Source organism: Thermaurantimonas sp. (genome assembly GCF_046299575.1).
Lineage (GTDB): Bacteria > Bacteroidota > Bacteroidia > Flavobacteriales > Schleiferiaceae > Thermaurantimonas.
In genome coordinates, this window is sequence record NZ_JBKBHX010000007.1 from 158,492 (window position 1) to 184,743 (window position 26,252).

The following is a 26,252-nucleotide window of genomic DNA, read 5'->3' on the forward strand; positions in this document are numbered from 1 at the left end:
ACTATTGTATTTTTTTATCAGTTAAATACGATATTTTAGTACTCTTATTTTATGGCGCAGTTTTTCTTTTTTTACATAAAAAATATTGTAAAATGCATATTTTCAAAGGAGCTTTTTCTAAATTATTTGGGCATCAGGGTTAAATATTCAGCAGCCTCTGAAAGTAATTCTTCTCCGTCGCTTTGACGAATGCTGAATTCCTGCTCTTCAGAAAAATTTACTTCTTTAAGTTTTTTATCGTTATAAAAATAATACATTTTATCTATCTCTTTGTTGCGATCAGCAAGATCTTCTACGCCGGTATCTCTGATTATGGCAAGTATCAACTTTCCGTTGTGAAAATAAAACTCTTCAGTGCGGTTGGAAATATTTTCATGGGGATAAGTTTTGATTCGGATTACTGAAGTTCCATCAAAATAGTAGTGGATTTTACTCCATTTTTGCTTGATTTTTTCTCTTAGGTCTTTTGTCGTAAGCTCAATTCGGTTGTCTTTTTTGTCTTCAGCTAGGGCTCTTCTGGAATCGATAAATGCAACTATTGAATCAATTTCCTCTACTGAAAGATTCAAACTTACTTCTTCCTGAGCGGAGGTTATTTCATCATTTTGTTCATTACTAGTTTTTGAAGTACATGAATACAAAAATACAAGTAGTATGACATAAAAAATTTGTGATCTCATAATAAAAAAATTAACTATTCAAAGTTACATATTTTGTTAAAAAGATTAGTTAATTATTTTAGGAAATTCGTCATATTTTTCAGTTTGCTATAGATTTTAGTTAATGATTCAGTAGAAAAATTTATTAAACTCTGTTTTAGGTAGCTGCGTTTCTATATTGATTTAAGTGTTTTAAATTTTTTCAAGTGGCATCATGTCACATACACCTGATGTCTATTTTTGCCCCATAAAGTAAAAAAAAGTTATGGAAGTGAAAAGTGCTTTGTTGGGTTCTTCGATTGTAAAAAAGTACTGGATGGCTCTCACGGGCCTTTTTCTGTGTACATTTCTCGTGGTGCATTTAGGAGGTAATCTGGTTTTATTGCGTGGGGAAGAGGCTCGGTTGGATTTCAACGCTTATGCGAAGTTTTTGACGACCTTTCCTGTTGTCAAAGCTATTTCATATTTATTGTATTTCAGCATTTTATTTCATTCGTTTGACGGTATTTTGCTTACTATTCAAAACAGAGCTGCCCGTCCTGTGAAATACTTTTACAACAGACCTGAAGCCAACAGCACCTGGCAATCGCGAAATATGGCCTTGCTTGGTACCATCATTCTGGCTTTTATTGTAACACATATGGCCAACTTTTGGTATAAAATGCACTTTGGTGATATTCCTCTGGATGCTAATGGCAATAAAGATTTATATGAAGTGGTGGTAACTTTCTTTAAAGATCCGAGTTTGGGAATTGTTTATGTTGGTTTATATGTTGTCAGCATGATTGCTTTAGGATTTCACTTACTGCACGGTTTTGCTTCAGCATTTCAAACATTGGGTCTTTACCATAAAAAATACAATCCTATAATTAAAAACATAGGAGTGCTTTTCAGCGTCCTTGTTTCTATCCTTTTTGCGATCATTCCGATTTTCATTTATTTACAGTAAACTTTGAACACATGAAGTTGGATTCAAAAATTCCAGGAGGTCCGTTAGAAGAAAAATGGACTCGCTACAAGGGTTCGGTAAACCTTGTAAGCCCTGCCAACAAGCGCAAGTTAGACGTAATTGTAGTTGGTACCGGTCTGGCAGGCGCATCGGCTGCTGCCTCGCTGGCAGAGCTTGGTTATAATGTAAAAGCCTTTTGCTTTCAAGATTCACCGCGCAGAGCACATTCTATTGCCGCTCAGGGCGGTATAAATGCTGCAAAAAATTACCAAAACGACGGTGACAGCGTTTACAGACTCTTTTATGATACCATAAAAGGTGGCGACTACCGCTCGCGCGAAGCCAATGTGTATCGATTGGCTGAAGTTTCGGCTAACATCATAGACCAGTGCGTGGCTCAAGGCGTGCCCTTTGCGCGCGACTACGGTGGATTGCTCGACAATCGCTCTTTCGGTGGTACTCAGGTGAGCCGAACTTTTTATGCCAAAGGTCAAACCGGTCAGCAACTCCTTTTAGGAGCTTACTCAGCACTGAGCCGTCAGATTGCAAAAGGCACCGTAAAAATGTATGCCCGCCATGAGATGCTCGATGTAGTGGTGATCGATGGAAAAGCAAGAGGTATTATTGCGCGTAATCTAGTAACCGGAGAGATTGAAAGGCATGGTGCACATGCTGTACTTCTGGCTACAGGCGGCTATGGCAATGTTTATTATCTCTCAACCAATGCAATGGGTAGTAATGGATCAGCGGCATGGAAGGCACACAAAAAAGGTGCACTCTTCGCAAATCCATGCTTTACGCAGATTCATCCCACCTGCATACCGCAGTCAGGCGAGTACCAGAGCAAGCTAACGCTAATGTCTGAATCTCTGCGAAACGACGGTCGTATCTGGGTACCAAAAGATCGCAAAGACGCTGAATTACTCAGGCAAGGCAAACTTAAACCCACTGATATACCTGAAGAAAGAAGAGACTACTACCTAGAGAGGAGATATCCGGCTTTTGGTAATCTGGTACCACGCGACGTAGCCAGCCGGGCTGCAAAAGAACGCTGTGACGAAGGCTATGGCGTCAATCCTACAGGTAAGGCGGTTTATCTTGATTTCGAAAGCGCCATTATGCGCTATGGGCAGATCGAAGCCAATCTACAGGGAATTAAAAATCCCTCTCCCGAGAAGATTCGCCAGCTTGGAGAAAAAATCATTGAAGCCAAGTACGGCAATCTCTTCCAGATGTATGAAAAAATTACCGACATCAATCCGTACAAGAGTCCCATGATGATATATCCGGCAGTGCATTATACCATGGGAGGTATATGGGTTGATTACGAGCTTATGACTACCATTCCCGGCCTATTCGCTCTTGGAGAGGCCAACTTCTCTGATCATGGGGCAAACCGACTCGGAGCCTCTGCGCTAATGCAAGGCCTTGCCGATGGATATTTTATCATTCCATACACAATAGGCAATTACCTCTCAGGTGAGATTAGAAGTGGAAAGGTGGATACAAGTGCTCCTGAATTTGAAACTGCTGAAAAAGACGCTCGCGATCGAATCGCCCACTTGCTCGGCAATAATGGTAAGACATCCGTCGATACCTTCCACCGTGAGTTGGGAAAAATTATGTGGGATAAATGCGGAATGAGCCGCAATGCTCAAGGACTTCAGGAAGCTATTCGCGAAATTCAGGCTCTTCGCGAGGAATTCTGGAAAGATGTGAAGGTACCAGGCAGAGCCGATATGTACAATCCGGAGCTCGACAAGGCTGGTAGAGTAGCCGATTTCCTTGAACTCGGAGAGCTGATGTGTCTCGACGCTTTGCATAGAAATGAGAGCTGTGGAGGCCACTTTAGAGAAGAATATCAAACAGAAGACGGAGAAGCACTTCGAAACGACGCCGAGTACGCCTATGTAGCAGCATGGGAGTACACCGGTAAACCTTCAGAGGCTGTTCTGCACAAAGAACAACTTGTATTTGAAAACGTTGAATTAAAGACTCGTAGTTACAAATAAAGAAAAATCCGGATCGTATGAACCTGACATTGAAAATATGGAGACAAGCCGGGCCAAATGACAAAGGACGAATGGAAACCTACAAGGTTTCAAATGTTAACCCAGATATGTCGTTTCTTGAAATGCTGGATGTTCTGAATGAAGATCTCATCGCCAAAGGCGAAGACCCGGTAGCATTTGATCACGATTGCAGAGAAGGTATTTGCGGAATGTGTTCGCTTTACATAAATGGTGAGGCACACGGCCCAGGTCGTGGAATTACAACCTGCCAACTGCACATGCGTTCGTTTAAAGACGGAGATACCATTACCATCGAACCGTGGAGAGCAAAGGCTTTTCCGGTGATTAAAGATTTGGTGACAGATCGCTCAGCCTTCGATCGCATCATTCAAGCTGGTGGGTACATAAGCGTAAACACAAGCGGAAATACCATCGACGCCAATGCGATACCTATTCCAAAAGAAGATGCAGATAAAGCTTTTGACGCGGCAACGTGCATCGGTTGTGGTGCCTGTGTAGCTACATGTAAAAACTCTTCAGCCATGCTCTTTGTGGCAGCTAAGGTGAGCCAGTTTGCACTCTTGCCACAGGGTAGAGTAGAGGCTAAAGAGCGTGTGCTCAAGATGGTACATCAGATGGACCTCGAAGGCTTTGGCAACTGTACCAATACAGGAGCTTGTGAGGTTGAATGTCCTAAGGGCATTAGCCTTGAAAACATTGCCAGAATGAACAGAGAATATCTGAAAGCCACATTGTCGTAATTATAATTTTTCATGATGAAGTAAAACCCGGTTAAGGCCGGGTTTTTTTGTTTTAGCTCAAAAATATTAAAGCACTTTTTTCAACCAGGCTTAATGCGATTTAATCATTTCCTTTTTCCTCGTGTCGAAAAATAAAAATGCTTAAATATTTTAGCCCTGAAATTTGTTTTTTATGAAATTTCACTTTCTCGTATTTATCAGTCTGGCCCTCACCCTTATACCTTCGTGCTCAATACGTACAGTAGATGCTTCTGGAATTCAAGTAGAAAAGTCGTCTGCACTCGAAGATTTTTCACATATTATCCTTGCTGGTAATTTCACTTTTCATCTAAAGCCAGGTGAAAACACAGCCATTGTCCTTAAAGGCGACAGTGCATTTTTAGAAAACATCTCATACTCTGTAAAAAGAAAAAAATTAATCGTTGAGACAAAACGCGATTGGAAGGGGGGCGAACCACCCGTTATCGAGGTCAATACGGATGCTCCTATTACGCATATGGAAGTAGCCGGTGTCGTAAAAGTGATAAGCAATCGACGTATATCGGTTGATAAGTTTCAAATTGATATGGCCGGAGCTTCTTATGCCGACTTGAGTTTGCGCGCTAACGAGGCATTTATCAATCAAAGTGGAGCTGCTCAACTAAAAATAGCTGGTGCAGTTGAAAATTTAATCCTCAATACCACGGGAGCGTCTTTTACAGATGCTAAAAACTTACCAGCTCGTAATGTAAAAACAACAGTTAGCGGAGCTTCAAAAGCTGAGGTTTTTGCCATCGATCGTTTGAACGTAACTCTTTCTGGTGCTTCGTCGCTGAAGTATCTTGGCAGTCCGGCTATCAAATCCAGCATATCGGGCAATGCAACTCTATCAGTAATCGAATAAAACTCTTTTAGAGCATGGAAACACACATCATCGAACGCGCCAAAGTATGGACGCTTCCCCCTTTTGACGAGCAAACCCGCAAAGAAGCCCAACAGCTCATAGATGCCGGCGGGAAGGAATTGATAGATGCCTTTTACACAGATCTTGATTTTGGTACGGGTGGATTAAGGGGCATAATGGGTTGTGGTACCAATCGGATTAACAAATACACCGTAGGTCAGGCTACTCAAGGGTTGGCAAACTATTTAATTAAGCAATTTCCGAATCAATCCATATCTGTAGCTATAGCGCACGATACTCGAAATGGCAGCAGACAGCTTTCAGAGTTGACTGCTGAAGTTCTTAGCGCCAATGGAATAAAGGTTTATCTGTCAGAAAGTTTTCGCCCAACACCTTGGCTGAGTTTTGCTATTCGTGAGCTTGGTTGCCAGTCGGGAATCGTGCTTACAGCTTCGCACAATCCACCGGAATACAACGGTTACAAAGTCTATTGGAGCGATGGGGGTCAGCTTGTACCTCCTCACGACAAGGCGGTGATTCAGGAGGTGCGTGCTGTGCGATTCGAAGACATCCGTTTTGAAAAAAAGCCTGAGCTCATTCAGCTTGTAGGAAAAGAAATTGACGAAAAATACATAGCTTGCATTAAAGGTCTTTCGCTCAACCAGGCAGGTAAAGATCGCTTAAAAATTGTGTTCACACCTCTGCACGGCACATCGGTGGAGCTTCTGCCTGCCGCATTAAGAGTGTCGGGATTTTCTGACATTAAGATAGTTGAAAAGCAAACATCTCCTGATGGGAATTTTCCCACTGTGAAGTCGCCTAACCCTGAGGAAGCTGAAGCACTGAGCATGGCTTTACAAATGGCTCAGGACGAAGATGCTGATTTGATCATTGGTACAGATCCTGATGCTGATCGCGTGGGCATTGGAGTAAAAAATCTTGATAACCAATGGATTTTGCTCAACGGAAACCAGACAGCAGCTGTATTGATTTGGTATATACTCGACCAATACAAACAGGCCGGGCGTTTACGTACTAACAGTTTTATCGCAAAATCCATCGTTACAACCGACTTAATCAACGAAATCGCTCGGGCCTACAACGTGGAATGCATGGAGTGCCTTACAGGATTTAAGTGGATTGCTGATTTTATTCGCCGATTCGAAGGCGTAAAAGAATTTATTACCGGTTGTGAAGAAAGCTATGGCTATCTGGTAGGCGATTTTGTACGAGATAAAGATGCCATCGGATCGGCTGTGATGATCGCCGAAGCTGCAGCGTGGGCAAAAAGTCAAGGCTCCTCGTTTTACAAATTGCTTACTGACATCTGGTTAAAATTTGGTTATTACGGAGAAAAACTCATTTCAATTACCAAAAAAGGTAAAGAAGGATTGGAAGAAATCGATCGCATGATGGAAAATCTTCGCCGTCAGCCTCCCAAGGAATTAGGAGGAGAACAGGTAGTGCGAATACTTGATTACAAATCCCTTAGGCACACTAATACGTTAACGGGTGAAGTTACAGCGATTGAACTGCCATCTTCAAACGTTTTGCAATTTTATACGCAATCAGGAGCACGCATCACAGCTCGACCCAGTGGTACAGAGCCGAAGATTAAGTTTTATTTCAGCGTGAAAGTTCCGGTGCATTCCTATGACGATATTCCTCAGGCATCGCTTACAGTTGAAAAAAAGATCAACGGCTATATGACTTCCCTCGGACTGTAAAATCCTGTTAGGATGACGCGTTGGAAGTTTGAAAATACCCTTTGGCTGTTCTTTTACATCACAGTGAGCCTTGTGTACACGCGAGGCCTTTTTCTCGGAATTATGGATGTAGACAGCGCTCAATATGCCTCTATAAGCAGAGAGATGTATGAAACGGGAAATTACCTCAAAGTGTATCATCAGGAGCGAGACTATCTCGATAAACCGCCATTTTTATTTTGGACGTCAGCACTCGGTTTCAGAATTTTTGGTGTCAATGAATTCGGATTTCGATTTTTCTCTTTCCTTTTCAGCATCTTAGGCGTTTATTCTACGTACAGGTTGGGTAGGCTGCTCTACAATGTTTGGGTAGGAAAAGTTTCGGCTTTGATTCTGGCTACTTGTCAGGCGTGGTTTCTATTTAATCACGATGTGCGAACTGACACCATTTTGACAGGTGCAGCAACCTTTGCGGCCTGGCAGCTTTTATATTATTTAAAAAGCAAAAAGCCCTGGCCTTTTATAGGCGGTTTTACGGGAATTTCCGTTGCTATGATGAGCAAAGGGCCCATTGGTTTGGTAATACCAGCCATAGCAGTTGGTACATATTTAATAAGTTTAGGGAAGTGGAAAAAGATTTTCCATTGGCGGTGGTTGGCTGGATTGGCTTGGACACTTCTCTTACTTCTGCCAATGCTTTATGGTTTATATACTCAGTACGACGCTCAGCCGGAAAAAGAAGTGGAATTAATCACAAGTTCAGGCCCTCAAACGTATAAAGGTTTATCAGGGATAAAATTTTTCTTCTGGACACAAAGTTTTGGCAGAATTACTGGAGAAAGCGATTGGAAAGACGAGAGCTCCACATTTTATTTTGTTCATAATTTTCTATGGTCTTTTGCACCCTGGAGTATTTTAGCAATACTGGCGCTTTATTCACGAGTAAAAAACAATCTTGCCTCTGATAATCGCTACAAGGAGTGGGTTTCGCCGGTTACCTTCGTGGTGGCTTTTTTTGCTTTTTCTGCCTCCAGATTCAAGTTGCCGCATTATTTGTTTATCGCTTTTCCGTACGCAGCCCTCTTTACGGCTTACTTCGTAGTAATGCGATTGCCTAAACTTAAGGGCTGGGTTAAAACTTTGGCTGTTGTTCAGCAGTACGTTTTTGCCCTGGTAAGTGCTCTCGTGGCTGTGTTGCTTATGGCAGTAGTTTTTCCAGAAAAAGAATATACATCAGTAATTATTTGGTTAACGGGTGTAGTGGCGATTATCATCTCATTGCTCAAATTGCCATATACGCGTGCAATATTGGCCGCGGGAGCATTTACGGGCGTTATGTTTAATGGGGTTCTAAACTTTCGCTTTTATCCCGAGCTTATGGAATATCAACCAGGTTTTTACCTTGCTGAAAAAATTCATCAATCCCACATTTCACCCTCAGATGTTTGCATCTCATTTGTGCGCTCTATTCACGCCCTGGAGTTCTACAGCCAACATATTTTTTGCAAAAACCCAGATATAGACCCCGATAAAAGCAAATTTTGGATTTGTTCGGGTGATCAATTAAAAATTATTGAAGCAAAAAACATCTCATACAAAATTCTCTACGAAAGGCCTGCTTTTCACATCACCTTGCTCAACGCTGCTTTCTTAAACCCTGCCACGCGCGAAAGCCAACTCGAAAAGGTGTATTTAATTGAAATCAATGATGAATAAACTCTTTGCTCTACTCTATGCAGTATCATCTATTACTGCGTCCGCACAACTGATATACCTGGGCGAATTGGAAATGAATGCAGGGGCTCCCTTACGCTTTAATGCCATCATTAAACCCTTAAAAAATTCAGTTGAATTAAGCATCATAAATGCTCGAGACACCATAAAACTCGATGGAAAACCTATTTCTGGGTCTAAAGGTTGGAGATTTGATTTTCCCGTTTTTAACACTCACATCCGATTGCATAGGGTGATAAAACAGTGGGTTGGCACTTTTCACGATGAGGACAAGGGCGATACAATTCCGATTGTATTTAAACCTACTTCAAAAGATACACCTCGCTATTTTTTACCAAATCCCCAAACTTTAGAAAATAAGTTTCAAATCATCTTCGAACCGGGCACTTCTAACGAACGCGTTGCTGTATTAGAGTATTTTCCTTACAATGGCAATGAAATTCGTGGTTCCATACTTACTGCAGCAGGCGATTATCGCTTTTTACAAGGTAGCGTTTCCTCAGATTCACTGATTATGAGCACTTTTGATGGAAAATTTGCCTACGTATTTGCCGCCCGCTTACAAGGCGATAGCATTTTTGGTTACCAATATTACACTAAAGCAACACCCCGCAGGTTTGTCGGTATAAAAAGCAAAGTTGCCAAACTGCCTGATCCGAAGGCTTTGACTCAATTAAACAACGACGCTGGAAAAATTCACTTCGCCTTACCTGACACTGACGGTAAAATAGTGGAATTCAATGCAAACGCTCCGTTAGCCAAACTCACTTTCATCACTATTGGTGGCTCGTGGTGCCCCAATTGCATGGATGAAGCCCGCTTTTTAAATCAGTTGTACCAGAAATATAAAGACAAAGGAGTAAAAATTATTGGAGTCTATTTTGAATACACAGATAAAGAGTCAGTTGCATTACCCACATTAAAACGCATGGCCACTCAGCTGAAACTCGATTTTCCTATACTTTACGGAGGCAGTGTTCGTCAGCAAGCCGCAGCTCGAGTTTTTCCGCAAATTCACAAGGTATTGGCTTATCCTACACTTATTGCACTTGATGCACAGGGTAACATTGTTAAAACCTACACCGGTTTTTATGGACCCGGCACCAGCCTTTTCGCCGATTATGAGCGCGAAATGGTCGAGTGGATAGAGAAAGTGGTGGGAGATTAATAAACATTAAATTTTTTCTGTTCCTTTTTCTATAAGCTCCCAAGGCGTTTTGGGTTTATTAAAAGAATTGTTTAGCATAAACACGCGTTAAGAACCAGTATTTTTGCCCAACTTATTGAAACCTGACAAATGAAAATTTCCTATAATTGGCTTAAAGAATACATTGATTTAAAAGGTTTAACTGTAAATGAAGTTGGTGAATTACTTACAGAAATAGGTTTAGAATGCGAGGCTGTGACTCCACTGGGAAGAGGACCGGAGATCGACGATAAGGTGGTAGTGGGATTTGTAGTTTCTGCACAAAAGCACCCTAATGCCGATAAACTAACTCTTTGTCAGGTAGATACTGGCGATGGACAATTGCTGCAGATCGTATGTGGAGCACCAAATGTGGCTGAAGGCCAGAAAATACCTGTAGCTCTTCATGGAGCTACCCTGCGAACCTACGGTGGCGAGGTAATTAAAATTAAAAAAGGCAAAATACGCGGTGAAATCAGCGAGGGAATGATTTGCGCGGAGGATGAATTAGGCATCAGCGCTGATCATTCAGGAATTATGGTTCTCGACGAATCATATGAGTTGGGAGCTCCACTGGCCAAGTATATCGCATCCGATGCTGATTACATTCTCGAAATTGGCCTTACTCCAAATCGAGCTGATGCGATGAGCCATTACGGAGTGGCGCGCGACTTGTTTGCAGCTCTTGCTCATCGAAAGAAAAAGGTTGAATTAAGTCTGCCCTCTGTTGCGGGCTTTAAAGTGAGCAATACACAGCTGACCATTGACATTGAAATCGCTGATCGTAGAGCATGTAAGCGCTATGCTGGTGTAAGTATCACGGGTGTTAAGGTTGGGCCGTCGCCCGAATGGCTTCAAAAAAGATTAAAATCTATAGGATTGAATCCGATAAACAACGTGGTGGATGTCACCAACTTTGTGTTACACGAATGCGGGCATCCGCTACACGCCTTCGACGCCGACCGTATTGCCGGCAGAAAAATCGTCGTGCGAAAAGCTGAAGAAGGGGAAAAATTCATTACTCTCGACGGCGTAGAGAGAACGCTCTCAGCCGAAGACCTCATGATCTGCGATGCTGAAAAACCACTGGTTTTGGCGGGAATTTATGGCGGTTTGTATTCTGGTGTAAATGAGCAGACTACAAATGTGTTTTTGGAATCTGCGGTGTTTGACACAGTTCATATCCGCCGTTCAGCAAGAAGACATGGTTTGCAGACTGATGCCTCTTACCGCTATGAAAGAGGTGTGGATCCCGAAATGACCATTTATGCGCTGAAACGTGCAGCTAATCTCATTCGCGAAGTAGCCGGGGGAGAGATTTCTATGAACATTCACGATGAATACCCAGCTCCAATTACCCCACACATGGTAGATGCCAACTTGCAGCGCATCCGGAGGTTCATTGGCAAGAAAGACATTACCAACGGAGACATCAAATCTATCCTTGCTTCATTGGAAATCAAAATCTTAGCAGAAATTGAGGACACCCTACGACTTGAAGTACCTTCGTATCGGGTAGATGTACAACGCGAAGCCGATGTAGTGGAAGAAATCCTGCGCATTTATGGACTTGATAACGTGGAGCCTCCGCGTAAAATCAAATTCGCATGGCATCAGCCTGGCCCTGACCACACCAAAGTTTCGAAAAAGGCAGATGTTTCGAAACTACTGGTCTCGAGAGGATATAGCGAAACGATGAACAACTCCCTGACCTCAGCTGAGCCTTACAACGAAGCAAATAAAGCACAGCTCATAGAGCTAATAAATCCGCTGAGCAATGAATTAGCTGTACTGCGCGGTACGATGCTGTTTGGATTGCTCGAAAACATTCGCTTTAATATTAATCGTCAAATACCCGATTTAAGGCTTTTTGAATTTGGCAAAACCTACAAAAAGTTGAACGATCGCTACGCAGAAGATGAGTTTTTAGCTTTGGTCCTTACAGGCTCATATTGGTCGGATACTTGGCTTGAAACTGAGAAAAAAGCCACTTTTTATCATTTACTCAACGACGTGGAGGCTATTTTGCAGTACTTTAAACTTCATAAAGTAGATAAAAGACACTATCAATCCGATGAAGGTGAGGGTATCACAATAAAAAAAGACGGTAAACACATTCTCATTCTATTAGCTGTTTCCGGCTCGATTTTGAAAAAATTTGACATCGAGCAACCTGTTTACTATTCGGAGATCAACTGGAATGCGCTGCTTAGTGCCGCTGGGCAAATAAAAACAACCTTCACACCATTGCCCAAATTCCCTGAAGTTGTTCGGGATTTGGCTCTTGTAATCGATCGGACAACTACCTATCAAGCATTGGAACAGGCTGTATTAAAACTTAACATAAAAGAATTGCGCGACATTACCCTTTTCGATGTGTACGAGGGTAAAAATTTACCCGAAGGCAAGAAGTCATATGCCATGCGTTTTACACTGCGCCACGACGAGAAGACACTTAACGACCCGGAAATAGAGCAAATCATGCAGCGCATCCTGGGGGTGCTACAAGCAGAGTGTGGAGCAATGTTGAGATAAGCAAGAGAAAAAGGGGGTTTTTGAATAAAATTCGAAATACATAAGGATTATGCACTTTGCATAACCCTTTTCATTTTATACTCAATAATGTGTTCATCGGGGATAAAGGGTTTTACTTTATCTAAACCCATGAGCTCAATGGCTTTTTGCACGAGCATCTCTTCGGTGTATTCATTGATGTTTCGAACAAATTTTCTCTCGAGCATGTAACGGGCACTACGCAGGATTTCTGCCAATGGAACCATGCCAACGAGTTCCGATCCTTTTAATTCTATGCCGTGACGGCGAGCTAAAGTTTCGGTGAGCATATATACCTCACCCATTCCATTTACTTTGATATCTACCAGGTTAAAGGATACTTGGGATAGATTGAACTCTGGTATGTACCAACCGATGGCTTTTACGCTTTTCAGCAGGCCGGGCACTCTTACATAACCTCCACCCGGGGCAGGGACGATTTTGCCAAGTTCGCGTATTTCATAAGCGATTTCGTTGGCTATTTTATCGTCCTTGTCAAGCAGGTTTACATTGAATGCTACCAAAATGCCTCGCGTACCTATTACCGTGACGCCAAATTTTGATATATTCTCCGGACTTACACTACCGAAGTCGGGTCTCCAGTCGCGTTGTTTAAGTTTTTCTTTCAGGCCTTCGTATTCACCTTTGCGAATGTTAGCAAGGTTAGAGCGCATGTTGTTGCGAGCGTTTTTTTCATAAAAATAGCCCGCAATACCCAAGTCATTTCCCACTTTATGAGCAAATTCGGCCACACGTGGAATTAGTTCTGCATCAGTAATTCCCTGCCAAGCCACAAAGGGACACACATCTACAGCACCAATACGCGGATGAGAACCCTTGTGTTTTGACATATCGATCAACTCGAAGGCTTTTACATACATGCGATAGGCAGCTTCAAAAACAGCATCAAGCGGAGCCATAAAGGTGTAAACAGTTCGATTGGCCGATATGCCGCTGTCGATATTTAGCAACATGACGCCTGGTACTGATGTAATAGCATCAGCTATTGCCTGAATGATTTCGTGGTTGCGGCCTTCACTTACATTGGGTACGCATTCTACAAGGGGTGTGGTCATCCAAATTCAGCTTTGTTTTATTTCAATGCTTTTAATCACGTCGAGAACAATTTGCGCCAGAAATTTTCCTGCAGCCATTTTTTCGATGGGCGTTGCAGCGAGTTCAGGGGCAGCTTCAGATAAATGCAAGTATTTGATTTGCAAGAGCGAAGCAGCTTTTTTGATCAGGGAGCGCATCATTTCGGGGGAAAATCCACAGGGATTGTAAGCGCTGGTAGGGTAGCCGGTTACTGCATCGAGATCCACTTCTAAGCCACAAGGCTCTATACTAAAATTTTCTAAGGCTCGATCCATCATGTTTAGCCATTCACTGCGCTTCACTGAGAGTAAATCGTCGTATGAGGTATAGGTAATGGCTTCGTTAGACAAAATTGTTTGAAAGATGTGGTCGTTGTTAAACTCCGTTTGGAGACCAAAAATGTGGTAGTACTTGATCAATCGTTCTTCTACAGCGTAGCTGAAACCGTTGCCTGAATGTCGTCCTTCCATAGCTCTGAGATCAGCGTGCATATCAAAATTCATAACGGCAATAGGTTTTGAAATAGCATTTGAAAAACCTTTAATAATCGGATAAGCATTGTTGTGACCACCACCTATGGCAATGAGGATTTTTCCATGCGAAGCGATTAGTTCTACAAGCTCTGCTACAATAGGGTCAATTTCTGCTGTAAGCTCTCGCAATTTTTGAAGATCTGCTTCCGAATGAGGTGAAAGTGCTGAAGCTGCTGACATCAGGTCATTCAGATTCAGTGCTCCGGCTATAGCAATATTTCGGCCGTTGAAGAGTTGATTGCTCTGCATGTTTAATAATGCAGGTAAGAAATATCTCCATGCACTTTCGGCTCCCGGACGACCGAAATTTGCTCGAATGCCAATGTCTTCGGGTATTCCGAGTACGATGTACTTTATTTGCTCGTTTTGTAAAATTTCATAAAAATCATTTTCGTTTTGAGGTACTAAGCATACTTGACCAATACGCGTTTCACCGGCCCTTCGGATGAGTTGTGCCGAGATGACCTCATCGCTCACATAGGTGAGGCGTTCCATTACAGCTGCATCAGTCCACTTTTCCATTGAGTATGGTTTTATAAATGAGATTGCTTGAAAAATAATAAGGTATTTGACTTAGGTCGTCAATGAATCCGGTGATTAAAAAAGAAGCTGTTTTGCCGCGTTCTATGCTGCCATGGGTATTACCTATTTCCATAGCATAAGCGCCATTCAGCGTGGCAGCAGCAAGCGCTTCTTCTGGCAGCATTTTCATTTTTATACAAGCCAAGGCTATAACGAAATTCATGTTGCCCGAAGGACAACTACCTGGATTGAAATCAGAGGCAAGTGCTACGGCCACGTTTTTCTCAATCATACCCTTTGCATCAGGGTAGGGGAGTCCTAAAAAGAATGCTGTGCCCGGCAATAAAGTGGCGATGGTGTTGCTCTTGGAGAGAAGATCAAATTCTTCACTTCCAGCGCGCTCTAAATGATCTACACTTACTGCCTGGTGGGCTACCCCTACCTGCACACCTCCAGAGAAGTCGAGCTCATTGGCGTGAATTTTTGCTTTTAAGCCGAATTTGTCAGCTGCTTCAAGGATTCTTGCAGTTTCATCTACAGTGAAAAATCCTTTATCGCAAAATACATCCACATAATCTGCAAGGCCGCTGTCAGCAATTACGGGGAGCATTTCTTCAATGATATAATTTACATAACCCGGTTGATTGCCTTTAAATTCGGGCGGTACTGCATGTGCACCAAGAAATGTGGATTTGATCGTAACGTCCGATAGCTCTCTCAGTCGTCTTATAACGGTTAGCATTTTGAGCTCTGAGGCCAGATCGAGTCCGTAGCCACTTTTAATCTCAACGGCCACAGTACCTGTTTTTACCATCGATTCGAGCCGCATCAGAGCTCCATCGAGCAGTTCAGATTCGTCCATTTCGCGCAGGGCCAGGGCAGAATTGATAATTCCTCCGCCTTTGGCAGCAATTTGTTCGTAGGTAAGCCCCTTTATTTTATCGACAAACTCTTCGTGACGTGACTTAGCGAAAACGATGTGGGTATGACTATCGCAATACCCCGGCATTATACTTCTGCCTTGACAATCGACCACACGAGCTCCCGGCTCCATGGATGGCAATTTTTCCATTGACCCAAAATCAGCAATAATGTCGTCTTCTATTTTCAAGTATGCGTTTTCAAGAGATGCGAGAGTATTTAATTCCTTGCCCTTCAGTGGGCTATTGATGCCATCTGATATTCCGTAAATTTTTCGAACGTTTGTCAAATAATAGATGGCCATCGTATCTGAATTTACAGGCGAAATTATCCACGATTTTCAATTGGCATATCAAGCATTTACTAATTCTCTTTTAAAGGCATTTAGAAAGGGAATTTTGCCTTGAAAGCCCATCTTTAGCGCTGAAGTAGAGATGAATAGAGAGACCGCCAGATTTCTTTGATATTTTCTAGGCGAAGATTATCAGCGTGTTTTCTGGCTTTTTGCGAAAGTTGGTCGATTTGCTGGGGGTCATTCCAAAGCGCCTGGATCATGTTGGCTAAATCCACCCAATTGCCCGTTGTTTGGAGCTCAGGTAATCCCGAGGCTTCGATTAAACATGGCGAATGACCTGTAATGCAGACTCTACCGGCAGCTGCTGCCTCAAGGGGCGGCAATCCGAAACCCTCTGCGACAGATGGATATACAACAACAAACGCATGATGATACCACGCAGCCAGTTCCTTTGAATCTTTTGGCGAAGCTCTGTATAGAAGTTGTTTTTTAATTAGCCTTTCAATAATGGGGAATACGCTGTTGCTATATGATTTTTTTACACGTCCAATTAAAACTAAAGGAAGATTTAAGTGTTCAACGGCTTTGAGCAGGGCAAGGGTATTTTTACGCGGCTCTATTGTGCCAACTGACAGAATAAACTTTTTAAAAGGCGGATTAATGAGCTCTTTATAGGTTTCTGCATTATAAAAATCCGGGTGAACGGGTTGATAGATTACTCCACACCTGGCTAAATCAACTTGGTAATAAATCGAAAGTTCGTTTAAAGTTTGATGACTGATGCACACTATTTTATCGGCAATCTCGATGGCTTTTTGCAATTTATAGTCATGCATTTTTCGGTCGAATGCTGAGTATTCCCAGGGCCGCGTTTTAAACAGCACATCGTGTACAGTCACAACCTTTTTACCTGAAAAAAGTCCAATATCATTCGGCAATTCAGCCGACAGACCGTGAAAAATCTGGGCTTTGTGTTGTTCAGCTATTCGTCCCAAACGAGTGCGCCTCCACAATGAGGGCATTAACTGCCAAAAATGCTTTGGTTTTAGTATTTGAATTTTCGGATTATGTAACCGGTGGTCTTGGATGTTTACTTTAGGAGTAAGGGCAATGATTTTTCTAACATCCTCAATAGCTGCAACCATTGCGAGGTGATTGCGCGCATATGATCCCAGCCCTGTGGTGTTTTGAAAGGCGCGCTTGGCATCGAAGGCAAGTATCATGTTGCAATGATACGACTGCTTTCAGCCATTAATTTAAGGTGTTGTAGGCTGATAATTGCCCCGTAATCAACATCATGTGCAGGTACGAAAGCAAGCTGCTCAGATATGCTTCTTCTTTTCGAACTCTAGCGCTGAGCAGCGATGTTTGGGCATTGCGAAATTCAAGGTCACTGATTTTACCAGAGCGGTATTGTGTTTCGGCTATAGAAGTTTGATCCTCGACTGTTTGCTGATTTTTAAGCTCAAGTTGGTAAATAGTATAATTCGCTGTAAGCTGATGATAGGTGTTTTCAAAGAGTTCAATAAGTTCAAGTTCAAAGTTTTTCGCTTGTAATTCGGCATTTTCACTTTCTAAGATAGCCATATTGCGTCGATTGCGATCTACCATGCCATTAAACAAATTCCATCGAAGCATCAATCCTGCGTTCGTGCCATTAGAGGCCAACGACTTTAATACGCCTATTTCGTTTTGCTGTCTATTTAAGTTGTACTCGCCAAAAATGCCTAAATGTGGTAAAAAATCAGCTAACTGTTCTTTCTGCCTCGATTCAGATATGAGTTTTCTCAGACGCATGCTCTGCAAGGCTGTGTTTTGAGTTTTGAGTTTAGTGATCCAATCTTCTTTAGAAGGAATTTCGATTTCGGGCAAAGGAATGTTTACAAAGCTTTCTGAGGTAATTTTATCACCTGTCAAGCGTTCTAATCTGGCTTTTAAGCGATTTAAGACAAGTATTTCATTTAAAAAAACCGAGCTATCCTGATTAAAATCTCGCAGCGCTTGCAGGTATTCGAAAGAAGATATTTTTCCGGAAGTGTATTTGGCTAATGCTAAATCCCGTCGGTTTTGACTGATTTTCAGGTTATTTTCGGTATGGTTTAAAATGCTTTGCTGTACAGCAATAGAATAATAGGTGGTAATCAGATCAAAAAGTACAGATTCAACCGCTTCTTTTACATCGTTTTGGGCAATTAATTCCTGCAGTTTCAATTCATTCTTAAGGGCAAACATTCTCAATCCGTCGAAAATCATCCACTCTAAACGTACATTGGCTGAAAATCCTAGACTTCTCGCATTATTGGCTGAATTTTTTTGGCCAGAAAAGAATTCTAATTCCGTATTTTGAATACTTTGATTAGCACCCGAACTGACATCAAGTCTTGGCAGCATGCCCGACTGACCTATTGAGTTCTGTAAATCAGCAATTTTTAAGGAGTTACGAGCAATCTGAATGGTTGGATGGTGCGAAAGTGCCTTGTTAATCAAGGAATTAAGTAAACTGTCTTGTCCTGAAGCGCTTTTAAAAAGCAAGAAAAAAACTAAAAGCGAATGGTATCTAAGCAGTTTCATGTTTATTGCGTCGGGTGAGAATGAGGTAGAGAGAAGGGATGATGAACAAGGTAAGTAAGAGAGAGAAAAATAAGCCTCCGATCACAACAATGCCCATGGGCACACGCGATGTAGCCCCTCCACCAAGGGCAAAGGCAATTGGCACAGCACCTAAAATGGTAGCAAGCGAAGTCATTAAGATCGGGCGCATACGCTGAACAGAGGCCTCGAGCACAGCGCGCTTCAGCGGTACACCTTCTTCGCGCTTCTGATTGGCAAACTCCACGATCAGAATACCGTTTTTTGTTACGATACCTATCAATACGATGATGCCAATTTGGCTGAAAATGTTCAAGGTATGACCTGTAAGATACAGTGACAGCACTGCTCCGGCGAGCGCCAGGGGTACAGTGAGCATAATAATCAGCGGATCTCTAAAACTTTCAAACTGAGCAGCCAAAACCAGATAAACGAGCAGTAGGGCAAAAATGAAGGCAAAATTTAAACTGCCGCTGGAGTCTTCGAATTCTTTTGAAGGCCCTGCAAGTGAATATGAAAACGTTTCGTCGAGCACTTCGCGGCTAATGCGTTTCATCTCATCTATGCCCTGGCCGAGTGATATACCTTTGGCTGGGTTGGCTGATACTGTGGCTGAGACATATCGATTGTATCTGTATAAAATAGGTGGAGCTGCATTTTCGCGGTATTCGATCACATTTGAAAGAGGTATTAATTCACCCTTTTTATTTCTCACAAAAACTTTTTCAAAATCCGATGGTTCGTCGCGGTAGAGTCTATCTGCCTGACCTATAACTTGGTATTGTTTGTTGTTCATTAAAAAATAACCAAAACGCTGCCCGGTGAACATAAGTTGAAGGCTCTGTGCCACATCGGCTACTGAGATGCCGAGGGTAGCTGCCCGCTCTCGATTGATGGTAATGTTCATCTCGGGCTTGTTGAACTTCAGATTGACATCTACAAACTGAAACTTGCCTGAAGCATTGGCCCTTTCCAGGAATATTGGCAACGCCTCCTTAAGCTTTTCAAAATTTGGGGCTTGTATAACAAACTGTACGGGAAGGTTGGTAAATCTGTTGCCTCCAATGGTTTGGTCTTGTGCCACAAAAGCACGAGAAAAGTTGTACTTCTGCAACATGGCACTTATTTCATCTGCCAGCTGTTGCTGGCTTTTTTTACGCTCTTTGGGGTCCTTGAGCATTAAGCGTACAAAACCAGTATTTACTGAAACGGAGGCTCCGAATCCCGGGGAAGTCACACAGAGTAAATGTTCCTTTTCGGGCAAAGTATCAGTCAGCTCAATTAATTCCGTCATGTAGTCAAACATAGCTTCGTACGAAGTGCCCTCCGGTGCAGTAGCTACTATGCGCAGTCGGCTTTTGTCTTCGAGCGGAGCGAGTTCAGTTGGCACTTTTCGGCCAGCCAAAATGGTGATGACTACCGTGGCCGCCACAGCTGAAATTGAAATGGCCGGTTTATCGAGAAATTTCGAAAGCAAATACTGATACCGTCGATTGAGCATTAAGAAAAAAGCCTCAGACTTTTTGAAAAAGGCGGTCTCATTTTGCCGCTTTTTCAGCAGTCGAGCGCTTAGCATAGGGGTAAGGGTAAGCGATACAAAGGTGGAAATAATTACAGCTCCTGATACAACGATGGCAAATTCTCGAAACAGTTTACCGGTTAAGCCTTGAAGAAAAACTATAGGCATAAATACAGCTACCAGTGTAACGGTAGTAGATAAAATGGCAAAGAAAATTTCTGCAGCTCCTTTGTGGGCTGCTTTGAGAGGTTTAACTCCTTTTTCGATTTTTGAATAGATGTTTTCCATCATTACAATGGCGTCGTCCACCACCAGACCGGTAGCGAGTACGATACCCAAAAGCGTGAGGATATTAATTGTGTAATCGAAAATGTAAATGACGAAAAATGTACCCACAAGGGAAATGGGAATTGCAATAATGGGAATCAGGGTAGTGCGCCAGTTGCGCAAAAAGAGATAAATGATTAAAACCACCAACAGAAAGGCGATGATGATAGTGTTTTGCACCTCTTCTATGGCTTTTCGCACCGGCACTGTACTGTCGAGTGCAATACCAAGGACGAGGTCGTGAGGTAGCTCTTTCTTAATTTTTTCTACTTTTTCATAAACCCTGTCAGCCAGCTCTATCACGTTTACACCGGGTTGAGGAGTGATGGCCACTCCAATCATGGGCTGACCTCCGTTGCCGCGCAAGAGCGAGCGCTCGTTTTCAGGTCGGAGCTCTGCCACCCCGATATCGCTGAGACGTATGATGCGACTGTTTCTTTCAGCAATTATAAGATTATTGAAATCTTCAACCGAAGACAGGCGGCCAAGAGTTTTTACTGACAATTCAGTGCGAAATCCTTCGACTCGTCCAGCCGGTATCTCCACATTTTCGCGGTTTAATGCCTGCTGAATGTCCTGAGGCGTAAGGTTGTAATAGGCCATTTTGAGCGGATCGAGTATCAACTTCATCGAGTAGCGCTTCTCGCCCCAAATGTTGATCTCACTAACTCCTGGAATGTTCTGAAGGCGCTCCTTGAAGATATTGATCCCTATATCTGTGAGCTCCAGTAAGTTACGCTGATCGCTTTGAACAGTTATTGATATCACCGGATCGGCGTTCGCATCTGATTTTACCACTACTGGAGGATCGCAGTCGGCTGGCAAACGCCGTATGGCGCGCGAAACACGGTCGCGCACATCATTTGCCGCATCCTCCAGCGACACATCTAGGTCAAACTCTACACTTATAGTACTGCGTCCGTCGCTACTGGTCGATGTGATGGACTTGATGCCAGAAATTCCGTTGATGGATTCTTCGAGCGGGTCAGTAATTTGAGATTCTATAACCTCGGCATTGGCACCGGGATAATTTGTAGTAACAGTTACAACTGGCGGATCTACCGAGGGCAACTCCCGCACTCCTAAAAAGATATAACTGATTGCCCCAAACAGAATGATGACCAGCGACATAACAGTGGCCAATACCGGTCTATCAATACTAATAGAGGCTAATGACTTAGACTTTTTACTCATGGATGCACTTACAGGGCAATTTGAAGAGAAACCGGTTTTGAAGGAATTACTGGAATGCCCGGTTTGATTTGCTGAAGTCCGGAAGCAATTACTGTATCACCCGGCTGAAGGCCATCGACTACTTCTACAAATACGGGGTTTCGTTGACTAATTTCCACGGGTTTCGGCTTCACCAAGCCACTGTCGATGGTGTACACAATCAATTTTCCGAGCTGAGGCACGATGCATTCGGCCGGAATCTTAAGTGCATTTCCTTTGTTTTGTAGTTTTAGTGTGGCTTTTACAAATGTACCGGGTATCAGCTTTTGGTCGCTATTGGCGATTTTAGCTCTCACCTTACTTGATCTAAGTGTTTTGTCAATTACCGGTTCTATCGCATAAACTTTTGCAATTAACCCTTCAGGATGAAACTGACTTCTAATCTCGACCGCATCTCCAGGGCTTACATACCCGCTGTAGCGCTCGGGCAGGTCGATTTCAACCTTCAGAAGATTGGTTTGCCAGAGTTTTACAAGCACTTGCTGAGGATTGACAAAAGTACCTGGACTAAAATTTCTCACACCAGTGATCCCATCGAAGGGCGCTTTGATAATGTGTTTATTTACTATTGCACGGGCTGCAGATAGATCAGCTTTTAATTGTTGGTATCTACTCTTTGCTGTTTCGTATTCTTCAGCAGAAACACCTCCTTGTTTATATAATGTTTCGGTGCGATTGAAGTTTTTTTCAGCCAATTCTACCTGGGCCTCAAGCGATTGCATACGTGCTAAGGCCTCCTCTGCATCGAGCTTTACCAATACGTCTCCCTTTTTCACGGCTTTTCCCTCATCAAAGTGAATAGACTGAACTTTAGCAGCCACTTCAGCCGTGATATCGACCCACTCAAAAGGCAAAACCTCAGCATTTGTCACAAAGGTTTCTTCTGCTTTTAAAGAGGCTGCAATGAAGTAATCAACCTGAATGATGGGTTTATTAACTGTTGTTTTTTGTTTACTTGAGTTTTCACATCCTGATGAGATCAGCAAAACACCCATTAAAGGGTAAGTAAACTGAATTTTCATATTATAAACCCACATATTACCTCGCATAATCCAGCTTTTTGCGGGTTTTTTCCTGTTTGTAGTTGATTTTAATAGAAACTTTTGGTTCTCTTTCGATGTTTTCAATCATTTTGCCGAGCACTTTGAAAAAGATCTCTCTCTCGCTCTCGTCTATACCTTCTAAGCAGATATTGTTTAAAGCCGTGTACGCTTTTTTTATCTCAGGAATTACTTTCATACCTTTAGGAGTAAGGTATAAATACATGGAACGGCGGTCTTCAGGATTAACCTCTCTGCGCACATAACCCACCTTGCAGAAGTGATCAACCACTCTGAAAGTAGTTACTTTATCGGTTTGTAATTTATCAGCGAGTTGCTGCTGGGTAATTTCTGGTTGATGATCGTGAATGGTGAGTAAGGTGTAATAATATCTATCGATTTCGAGATTCTTAAGTTTTTTGGAAACTGCGCCTATGTATTGTTTGGTAAGGTAGGCAAAATATATTGCCAGCGGCTGATTTGGATCGATTTTCATAGTTTTGGGATTTAGAGTTTATTACTAAATTAGTTTCGATATTAATGATGCAAAATTAAATGAATGTTGATACAAATAAAACAATTAATTAATACCAGGGTTGGATTTCAATTTGTTAAAAATATTATCAAAGTGTTAAAATTTACAGTTACAGGTTTTACAGCAAACTCATGCTTTTAAACACAATGAATTTTAAGAAGTAATCCTACATTTTTTTAAAAGTAAAAAGTGAAATAATTCTTGTGATAATTGTTGTTTTACTTTACTAAGGCGTCGTAAATAACTTGCTGAATGCGTGTGCGATAGGCATTTTTTAGCAGTTTTTCATTTGAAGCATCTGGATGTACGCGATTTGAGAGGAAGATGTATACAATTTTTTCCGATGGATCAGCCCATGCTAGGGTACCTGTAAAGCCAGTGTGACCAAAACTTTCGAACGAAAGGCATCCACAGGTAGGCCCTTGCCCTGAGAGCTGTGGCTTGTCGAATCCGATGCCACGTCTATTTCCTTCAGCGCAAAATTGGCAGCGAATAAATTCTGAAATAACCAGCGAATCAAAAATTTGTGATTGTGCATAACGCCCGTAGTTCACATACAGTTGCATCAGTTTAGCAAGGTCAAAAGCATTGCCAAAAAGGCCGGCGTGGCCGCTGATACCACCGAGCATTGCTGCTCCCTGATCGTGCACATATCCATGAACAAGTTGATTTCTAAAGGTTTGATCGTTCTCTGTTGGTGCAATTTCGCTCCTGGAGAACTTTTTAAGTGGATTGAATATCAGTGTATTAGCTCCTATCTTTGAGTAAATATTAGTATAAAGCCACTGATCAAAGGGTTGATTTAATTGATTTTCAATTATATCTTTTAGCATATAATACCCCAAATCACTGTAAACATATTTGCCATATTCCCCCAGGGGCGATTCTAGTATACGTTTTCTGATGGTATCTCTATAATTCTTATGAATATAGAGGCTATCTGCTACCTGATATGGATACTCAAGAGATTGCGTTCTGGAGTAAATGCCTGTTTTATAACCTGTTTTTGTGACGGTTGATTGATAAAAAGGGATCCAGGCCTGTAAACCGGCTCTGTGAGTCAAGATGTCGCGCAATATCAGATTTTCTTTATTGGTTCCTCTGGCCGGTGGATAATATTGTCCGATACTGCCTTCGAGGTCGAGTTTTCCGGTCTCTACCAGGTACATGAGTGCAGGAACAGCAGCGGCAATTTTAGTGATCGATGCGAGATCATAGAGATGATGCAACTGCACGGTAGAAGATCCGGCTGCATATGTCTGTTTTCCAAAGGCTTTGTGATATACCACCTTGCCATTACGCGCCACAAGAATTTGACAACCGGGATAGGCACCAAGAGCTATCCCATCTTGAGCGATTTTGTCTATATTTAATAGAATTTGTTGATTAAACCCGGCAAGATTAGGCGTAGCAAAGCCAAGAACTGGAAACGATGGAGTTTTTATGCCGTAACCTGCGGGAAAATTGGGTAGTATACTCACAGGCAGCTGCCCTTGGAAGGAACTGTGTCCAAACAAGGTGTTTACAACGGCTAAGCTCGTTTCTCTGTAGTTCTGGTAGCTTACTACTGTTGCAGCCGTGTAGCGTATTTCTTCAACATTCATTAAGTCATAAGGGTTGCCAAGATGCAGAAGTACTACTTTGGTTTGCAGACTGGCAAGGTTAATCAATTTTTTCAGGCTTTCTGAATAGCGAAATCGCACCCAGGGCGAGTTGCTTACAGGTGAGGCAATGATGAATAAGTAATCGTGTTGCCAAAGATTGTTTAAAATCTCCAGCATTCGGGTGCTGTCAAATTCGAGGTGTGTGGTTGGTACGTAAATATTCAGAAGGTGAAGTAGAAGGGAATCGGCTTTTCCTAGACTGACCGCCATTACAGATTTTGGGTATGGTGGTAGAATTGGGAGCGCGCGCTCCTTGTTTACTAAAAGGGTTAGTGATTTTTCAGCAATTCGAAAACGTATGTTTTCGGTTTCATTTGTAGTGAGGTCTTTTTCTAATTGATCGGTTTGAATGGGTTTGAGTTGATGAAGTCCCATCCAATATTTGGCTTGAAGAATTTTTAAAACTTTCCGATCGAGTTGCTCAAAGGTAATTTTTCCGCTATCAAGGGCTTTTTTGATTGCAGTGATGCCTCCAGGAACATCTTCAGACATGAGTACTACGTCGGCTCCTGCAGCTATTGCCAGTACATCGATGTGTTCTTTCCCTTTGTAGCTAGATGCTCCTTTCATATTGAGAGCATCTGTAAAGATTAGGCCGTCGAATTTCAACTCTTTTACAAGCAAATCAGAGCTGATTTTTTCTGAAAGCGAAGAAGGTGTACCTGAGTCATCTAAAGATGTAACATTCAAATGCGCTACCATTACTGAGCCTACTCCTGCATCAAAGAGAACTTTAAAAGGTTTGAGCTCGATTTGTTGAAGTCTCTGTAGTGAGTGATCTACGGTAGGCAAGGTAAGGTGTGAATCATCTTTTGTATCTCCATGCCCAGGGAAGTGTTTGGCGCATGCTAATACGCGAAGCCTCTGTTGCCCGTTGGCATAGGCTTTTGCCATTCGGCCGACCAGGTCAGGATCTTCGCCAAAAGATCGCGCATTGATAATGGGATTTTTGGGATTTGTATTGATATCTACGACGGGACCAAAATTGATATGCACTCCCAACCGTCGGCACTGACGGGCGATTTCACGACCCACTTCGAAAGCCATCAGGGTATCGGCTGTAGCACCAATTGTCATTGCCCAAGGGAGATTTTCTAACGTTTTCAAGCGCATGGCAGGTCCCCATTCGGCATCCATTGCGATCATCAGAGGAATTTTGGCCACCGACTGCAGGGTGTTTGTCATTTCAGCCTGCTTTACAGGAGCGCCTTGAAAGAAGATTAGTCCGCCGATATGGTATTTTTCAACGAGGTTTTTTAGTTCGCGCAAGTGTTTGTCATCGCGATTGCTGTAGGCGGCTACCATGTAGAGCTGACCGATTTTTTGCTCCAGTGTCATGGTTTTTAGTACGCTATCAGCCCAGCGTTGATCTTCATACCAAAAAACAGCTTTCGGCTGCTGGGCTAAGAGCAACTGCGTGGAAAAAATTAGGAGTGCAAGTGTTTTCTTCATGATCGGCACATTACCCAGGCGATAATCAAAAAAACTAAGAAAATGCAGAACTATTGCTCAGGTTTTCAAAAAGATATCAATAGG

18 protein-coding genes are annotated in these 26,252 nt (G+C 42.5%); 8 read left to right on the forward strand and 10 right to left on the reverse strand.

The window, feature by feature from the left end; genetic code table 11:
• Positions 1-122: 122 nt before the first annotated feature.
• Positions 123-680, reverse strand: coding sequence for a hypothetical protein (locus ACK4EX_RS10150; protein ID WP_409772407.1), 558 nt, complete (start codon positions 678-680; stop codon positions 123-125).
• Positions 681-924: 244 nt separating this feature from the next.
• Here ACK4EX_RS10150 and ACK4EX_RS10155 point away from each other — a divergent pair, with 244 nt between their 5' ends.
• From ACK4EX_RS10155 to pheT, 8 genes are all read left to right on the forward strand, one after another.
• Positions 925-1,608 carry a succinate dehydrogenase cytochrome b subunit gene (locus ACK4EX_RS10155; protein ID WP_409772409.1) on the forward strand — a complete coding sequence of 228 codons (684 nt, stop codon included), beginning with the start codon at positions 925-927 and terminating at the stop codon, positions 1,606-1,608.
• Between the two features lie 11 nt (positions 1,609-1,619).
• Positions 1,620-3,620, forward strand: coding sequence for a fumarate reductase/succinate dehydrogenase flavoprotein subunit (locus ACK4EX_RS10160; RefSeq protein ID WP_409772411.1), 2,001 nt, complete (start codon positions 1,620-1,622; stop codon positions 3,618-3,620).
• A 17-nt stretch (positions 3,621-3,637) separates the two neighbouring features.
• Positions 3,638-4,381, forward strand: coding sequence for a succinate dehydrogenase/fumarate reductase iron-sulfur subunit (locus tag ACK4EX_RS10165; RefSeq protein WP_124398579.1), 744 nt, complete (start codon positions 3,638-3,640; stop codon positions 4,379-4,381).
• A gap of 172 nt (positions 4,382-4,553) precedes the next feature.
• On the forward strand, positions 4,554-5,264 hold the full coding sequence (locus tag ACK4EX_RS10170; protein WP_409772414.1) for a head GIN domain-containing protein: 711 nt from the start codon (positions 4,554-4,556) through the stop codon (positions 5,262-5,264).
• 14 nt (positions 5,265-5,278) lie between these two features.
• Positions 5,279-6,991: a phospho-sugar mutase gene (locus ACK4EX_RS10175; RefSeq protein WP_409772415.1), complete on the forward strand. Its 1,713-nt coding sequence runs from the start codon at positions 5,279-5,281 to the stop codon at positions 6,989-6,991.
• 12 nt (positions 6,992-7,003) lie between these two features.
• A complete protein-coding gene (locus tag ACK4EX_RS10180) occupies positions 7,004-8,686 on the forward strand; it encodes an ArnT family glycosyltransferase (RefSeq protein WP_409772416.1) in 1,683 nt (560 codons plus the stop codon).
• Positions 8,676-9,872: a peroxiredoxin family protein gene (locus ACK4EX_RS10185; protein ID WP_409772418.1), complete on the forward strand. Its 1,197-nt coding sequence runs from the start codon at positions 8,676-8,678 to the stop codon at positions 9,870-9,872. The genes ACK4EX_RS10180 and ACK4EX_RS10185 overlap by 11 nt, the downstream gene beginning before the upstream one ends.
• 129 nt (positions 9,873-10,001) lie before the next feature.
• Positions 10,002-12,425, forward strand: a complete 2,424-nt coding sequence (gene pheT / locus ACK4EX_RS10190) for a phenylalanine--tRNA ligase subunit beta (RefSeq protein ID WP_409772420.1) — start codon at positions 10,002-10,004, stop codon at positions 12,423-12,425.
• Between the two features lie 47 nt (positions 12,426-12,472).
• Here the strand turns inward: pheT and ftcD are convergent, their stop codons facing one another.
• The 9 genes from ftcD to ACK4EX_RS10235 form a co-directional block, all read right to left on the reverse strand.
• Positions 12,473-13,519, reverse strand: coding sequence for a glutamate formimidoyltransferase (ftcD, locus tag ACK4EX_RS10195; protein ID WP_409772422.1), 1,047 nt, complete (start codon positions 13,517-13,519; stop codon positions 12,473-12,475).
• Between the two features lie 6 nt (positions 13,520-13,525).
• Positions 13,526-14,593, reverse strand: coding sequence for a formimidoylglutamase (locus tag ACK4EX_RS10200; protein WP_409772424.1), 1,068 nt, complete (start codon positions 14,591-14,593; stop codon positions 13,526-13,528).
• The gene (hutI, locus tag ACK4EX_RS10205; protein ID WP_409772426.1) at positions 14,577-15,818 is read right to left on the reverse strand and encodes an imidazolonepropionase; all 1,242 of its coding nucleotides are present in this window, start codon (positions 15,816-15,818) and stop codon (positions 14,577-14,579) included. Before hutI ends, ACK4EX_RS10200 begins: the two co-directional genes overlap by 17 nt.
• A gap of 113 nt (positions 15,819-15,931) precedes the next feature.
• On the reverse strand, positions 15,932-17,032 hold the full coding sequence (locus tag ACK4EX_RS10210) for a glycosyltransferase family 4 protein (RefSeq protein WP_409772429.1): 1,101 nt from the start codon (positions 17,030-17,032) through the stop codon (positions 15,932-15,934).
• 28 nt (positions 17,033-17,060) lie between these two features.
• Complete coding sequence (locus ACK4EX_RS10215) at positions 17,061-18,380, reverse strand: TolC family protein (RefSeq protein ID WP_409772432.1); 1,320 nt, start codon at positions 18,378-18,380, stop codon at positions 17,061-17,063.
• Positions 18,367-21,438, reverse strand: coding sequence for an efflux RND transporter permease subunit (locus ACK4EX_RS10220; RefSeq protein ID WP_409772434.1), 3,072 nt, complete (start codon positions 21,436-21,438; stop codon positions 18,367-18,369). The genes ACK4EX_RS10215 and ACK4EX_RS10220 overlap by 14 nt, the downstream gene beginning before the upstream one ends.
• An 8-nt stretch (positions 21,439-21,446) precedes the next feature.
• Positions 21,447-22,499 carry an efflux RND transporter periplasmic adaptor subunit gene (locus ACK4EX_RS10225; protein ID WP_409772436.1) on the reverse strand — a complete coding sequence of 351 codons (1,053 nt, stop codon included), beginning with the start codon at positions 22,497-22,499 and terminating at the stop codon, positions 21,447-21,449.
• Between the two features lie 16 nt (positions 22,500-22,515).
• Complete coding sequence (locus ACK4EX_RS10230) at positions 22,516-23,013, reverse strand: MarR family winged helix-turn-helix transcriptional regulator (RefSeq protein WP_409772437.1); 498 nt, start codon at positions 23,011-23,013, stop codon at positions 22,516-22,518.
• 257 nt (positions 23,014-23,270) lie between these two features.
• Positions 23,271-26,168, reverse strand: coding sequence for a glycoside hydrolase family 3 N-terminal domain-containing protein (locus ACK4EX_RS10235; protein WP_409772440.1), 2,898 nt, complete (start codon positions 26,166-26,168; stop codon positions 23,271-23,273).
• Between the last annotated feature and the right edge of the window lie 84 nt (positions 26,169-26,252).

What these genes read in the sequence shown, in the direction of transcription:
- ACK4EX_RS10155 (WP_409772409.1), top strand. Translation starts at nt 925, where the DNA reads ATGGAAGTGAAAAGTGCTTTGTTGGGTTCTTCGATTGTAAAAAAGTAC.
- ACK4EX_RS10175 (WP_409772415.1), top strand. Translation starts at nt 5,279, where the DNA reads ATGGAAACACACATCATCGAACGCGCCAAAGTATGGACGCTTCCCCCT.
- ACK4EX_RS10215 (WP_409772432.1), bottom strand. Translation starts at nt 18,380, where the DNA reads ATGAAACTGCTTAGATACCATTCGCTTTTAGTTTTTTTCTTGCTTTTT.
- pheT (WP_409772420.1), top strand. Translation starts at nt 10,002, where the DNA reads ATGAAAATTTCCTATAATTGGCTTAAAGAATACATTGATTTAAAAGGT.
- ACK4EX_RS10210 (WP_409772429.1), bottom strand. Translation starts at nt 17,032, where the DNA reads ATGATACTTGCCTTCGATGCCAAGCGCGCCTTTCAAAACACCACAGGG.
- ACK4EX_RS10180 (WP_409772416.1), top strand. Translation starts at nt 7,004, where the DNA reads ATGACGCGTTGGAAGTTTGAAAATACCCTTTGGCTGTTCTTTTACATC.
- ACK4EX_RS10185 (WP_409772418.1), top strand. Translation starts at nt 8,676, where the DNA reads ATGATGAATAAACTCTTTGCTCTACTCTATGCAGTATCATCTATTACT.
- ACK4EX_RS10150 (WP_409772407.1), bottom strand. Translation starts at nt 680, where the DNA reads ATGAGATCACAAATTTTTTATGTCATACTACTTGTATTTTTGTATTCA.
- ftcD (WP_409772422.1), bottom strand. Translation starts at nt 13,519, where the DNA reads ATGACCACACCCCTTGTAGAATGCGTACCCAATGTAAGTGAAGGCCGC.
- ACK4EX_RS10235 (WP_409772440.1), bottom strand. Translation starts at nt 26,168, where the DNA reads ATGAAGAAAACACTTGCACTCCTAATTTTTTCCACGCAGTTGCTCTTA.
- ACK4EX_RS10220 (WP_409772434.1), bottom strand. Translation starts at nt 21,438, where the DNA reads ATGAGTAAAAAGTCTAAGTCATTAGCCTCTATTAGTATTGATAGACCG.
- ACK4EX_RS10170 (WP_409772414.1), top strand. Translation starts at nt 4,554, where the DNA reads ATGAAATTTCACTTTCTCGTATTTATCAGTCTGGCCCTCACCCTTATA.
- ACK4EX_RS10165 (WP_124398579.1), top strand. Translation starts at nt 3,638, where the DNA reads ATGAACCTGACATTGAAAATATGGAGACAAGCCGGGCCAAATGACAAA.
- hutI (WP_409772426.1), bottom strand. Translation starts at nt 15,818, where the DNA reads ATGGCCATCTATTATTTGACAAACGTTCGAAAAATTTACGGAATATCA.
- ACK4EX_RS10225 (WP_409772436.1), bottom strand. Translation starts at nt 22,499, where the DNA reads ATGAAAATTCAGTTTACTTACCCTTTAATGGGTGTTTTGCTGATCTCA.
- ACK4EX_RS10200 (WP_409772424.1), bottom strand. Translation starts at nt 14,593, where the DNA reads ATGGAAAAGTGGACTGATGCAGCTGTAATGGAACGCCTCACCTATGTG.
- ACK4EX_RS10160 (WP_409772411.1), top strand. Translation starts at nt 1,620, where the DNA reads ATGAAGTTGGATTCAAAAATTCCAGGAGGTCCGTTAGAAGAAAAATGG.
- ACK4EX_RS10230 (WP_409772437.1), bottom strand. Translation starts at nt 23,013, where the DNA reads ATGAAAATCGATCCAAATCAGCCGCTGGCAATATATTTTGCCTACCTT.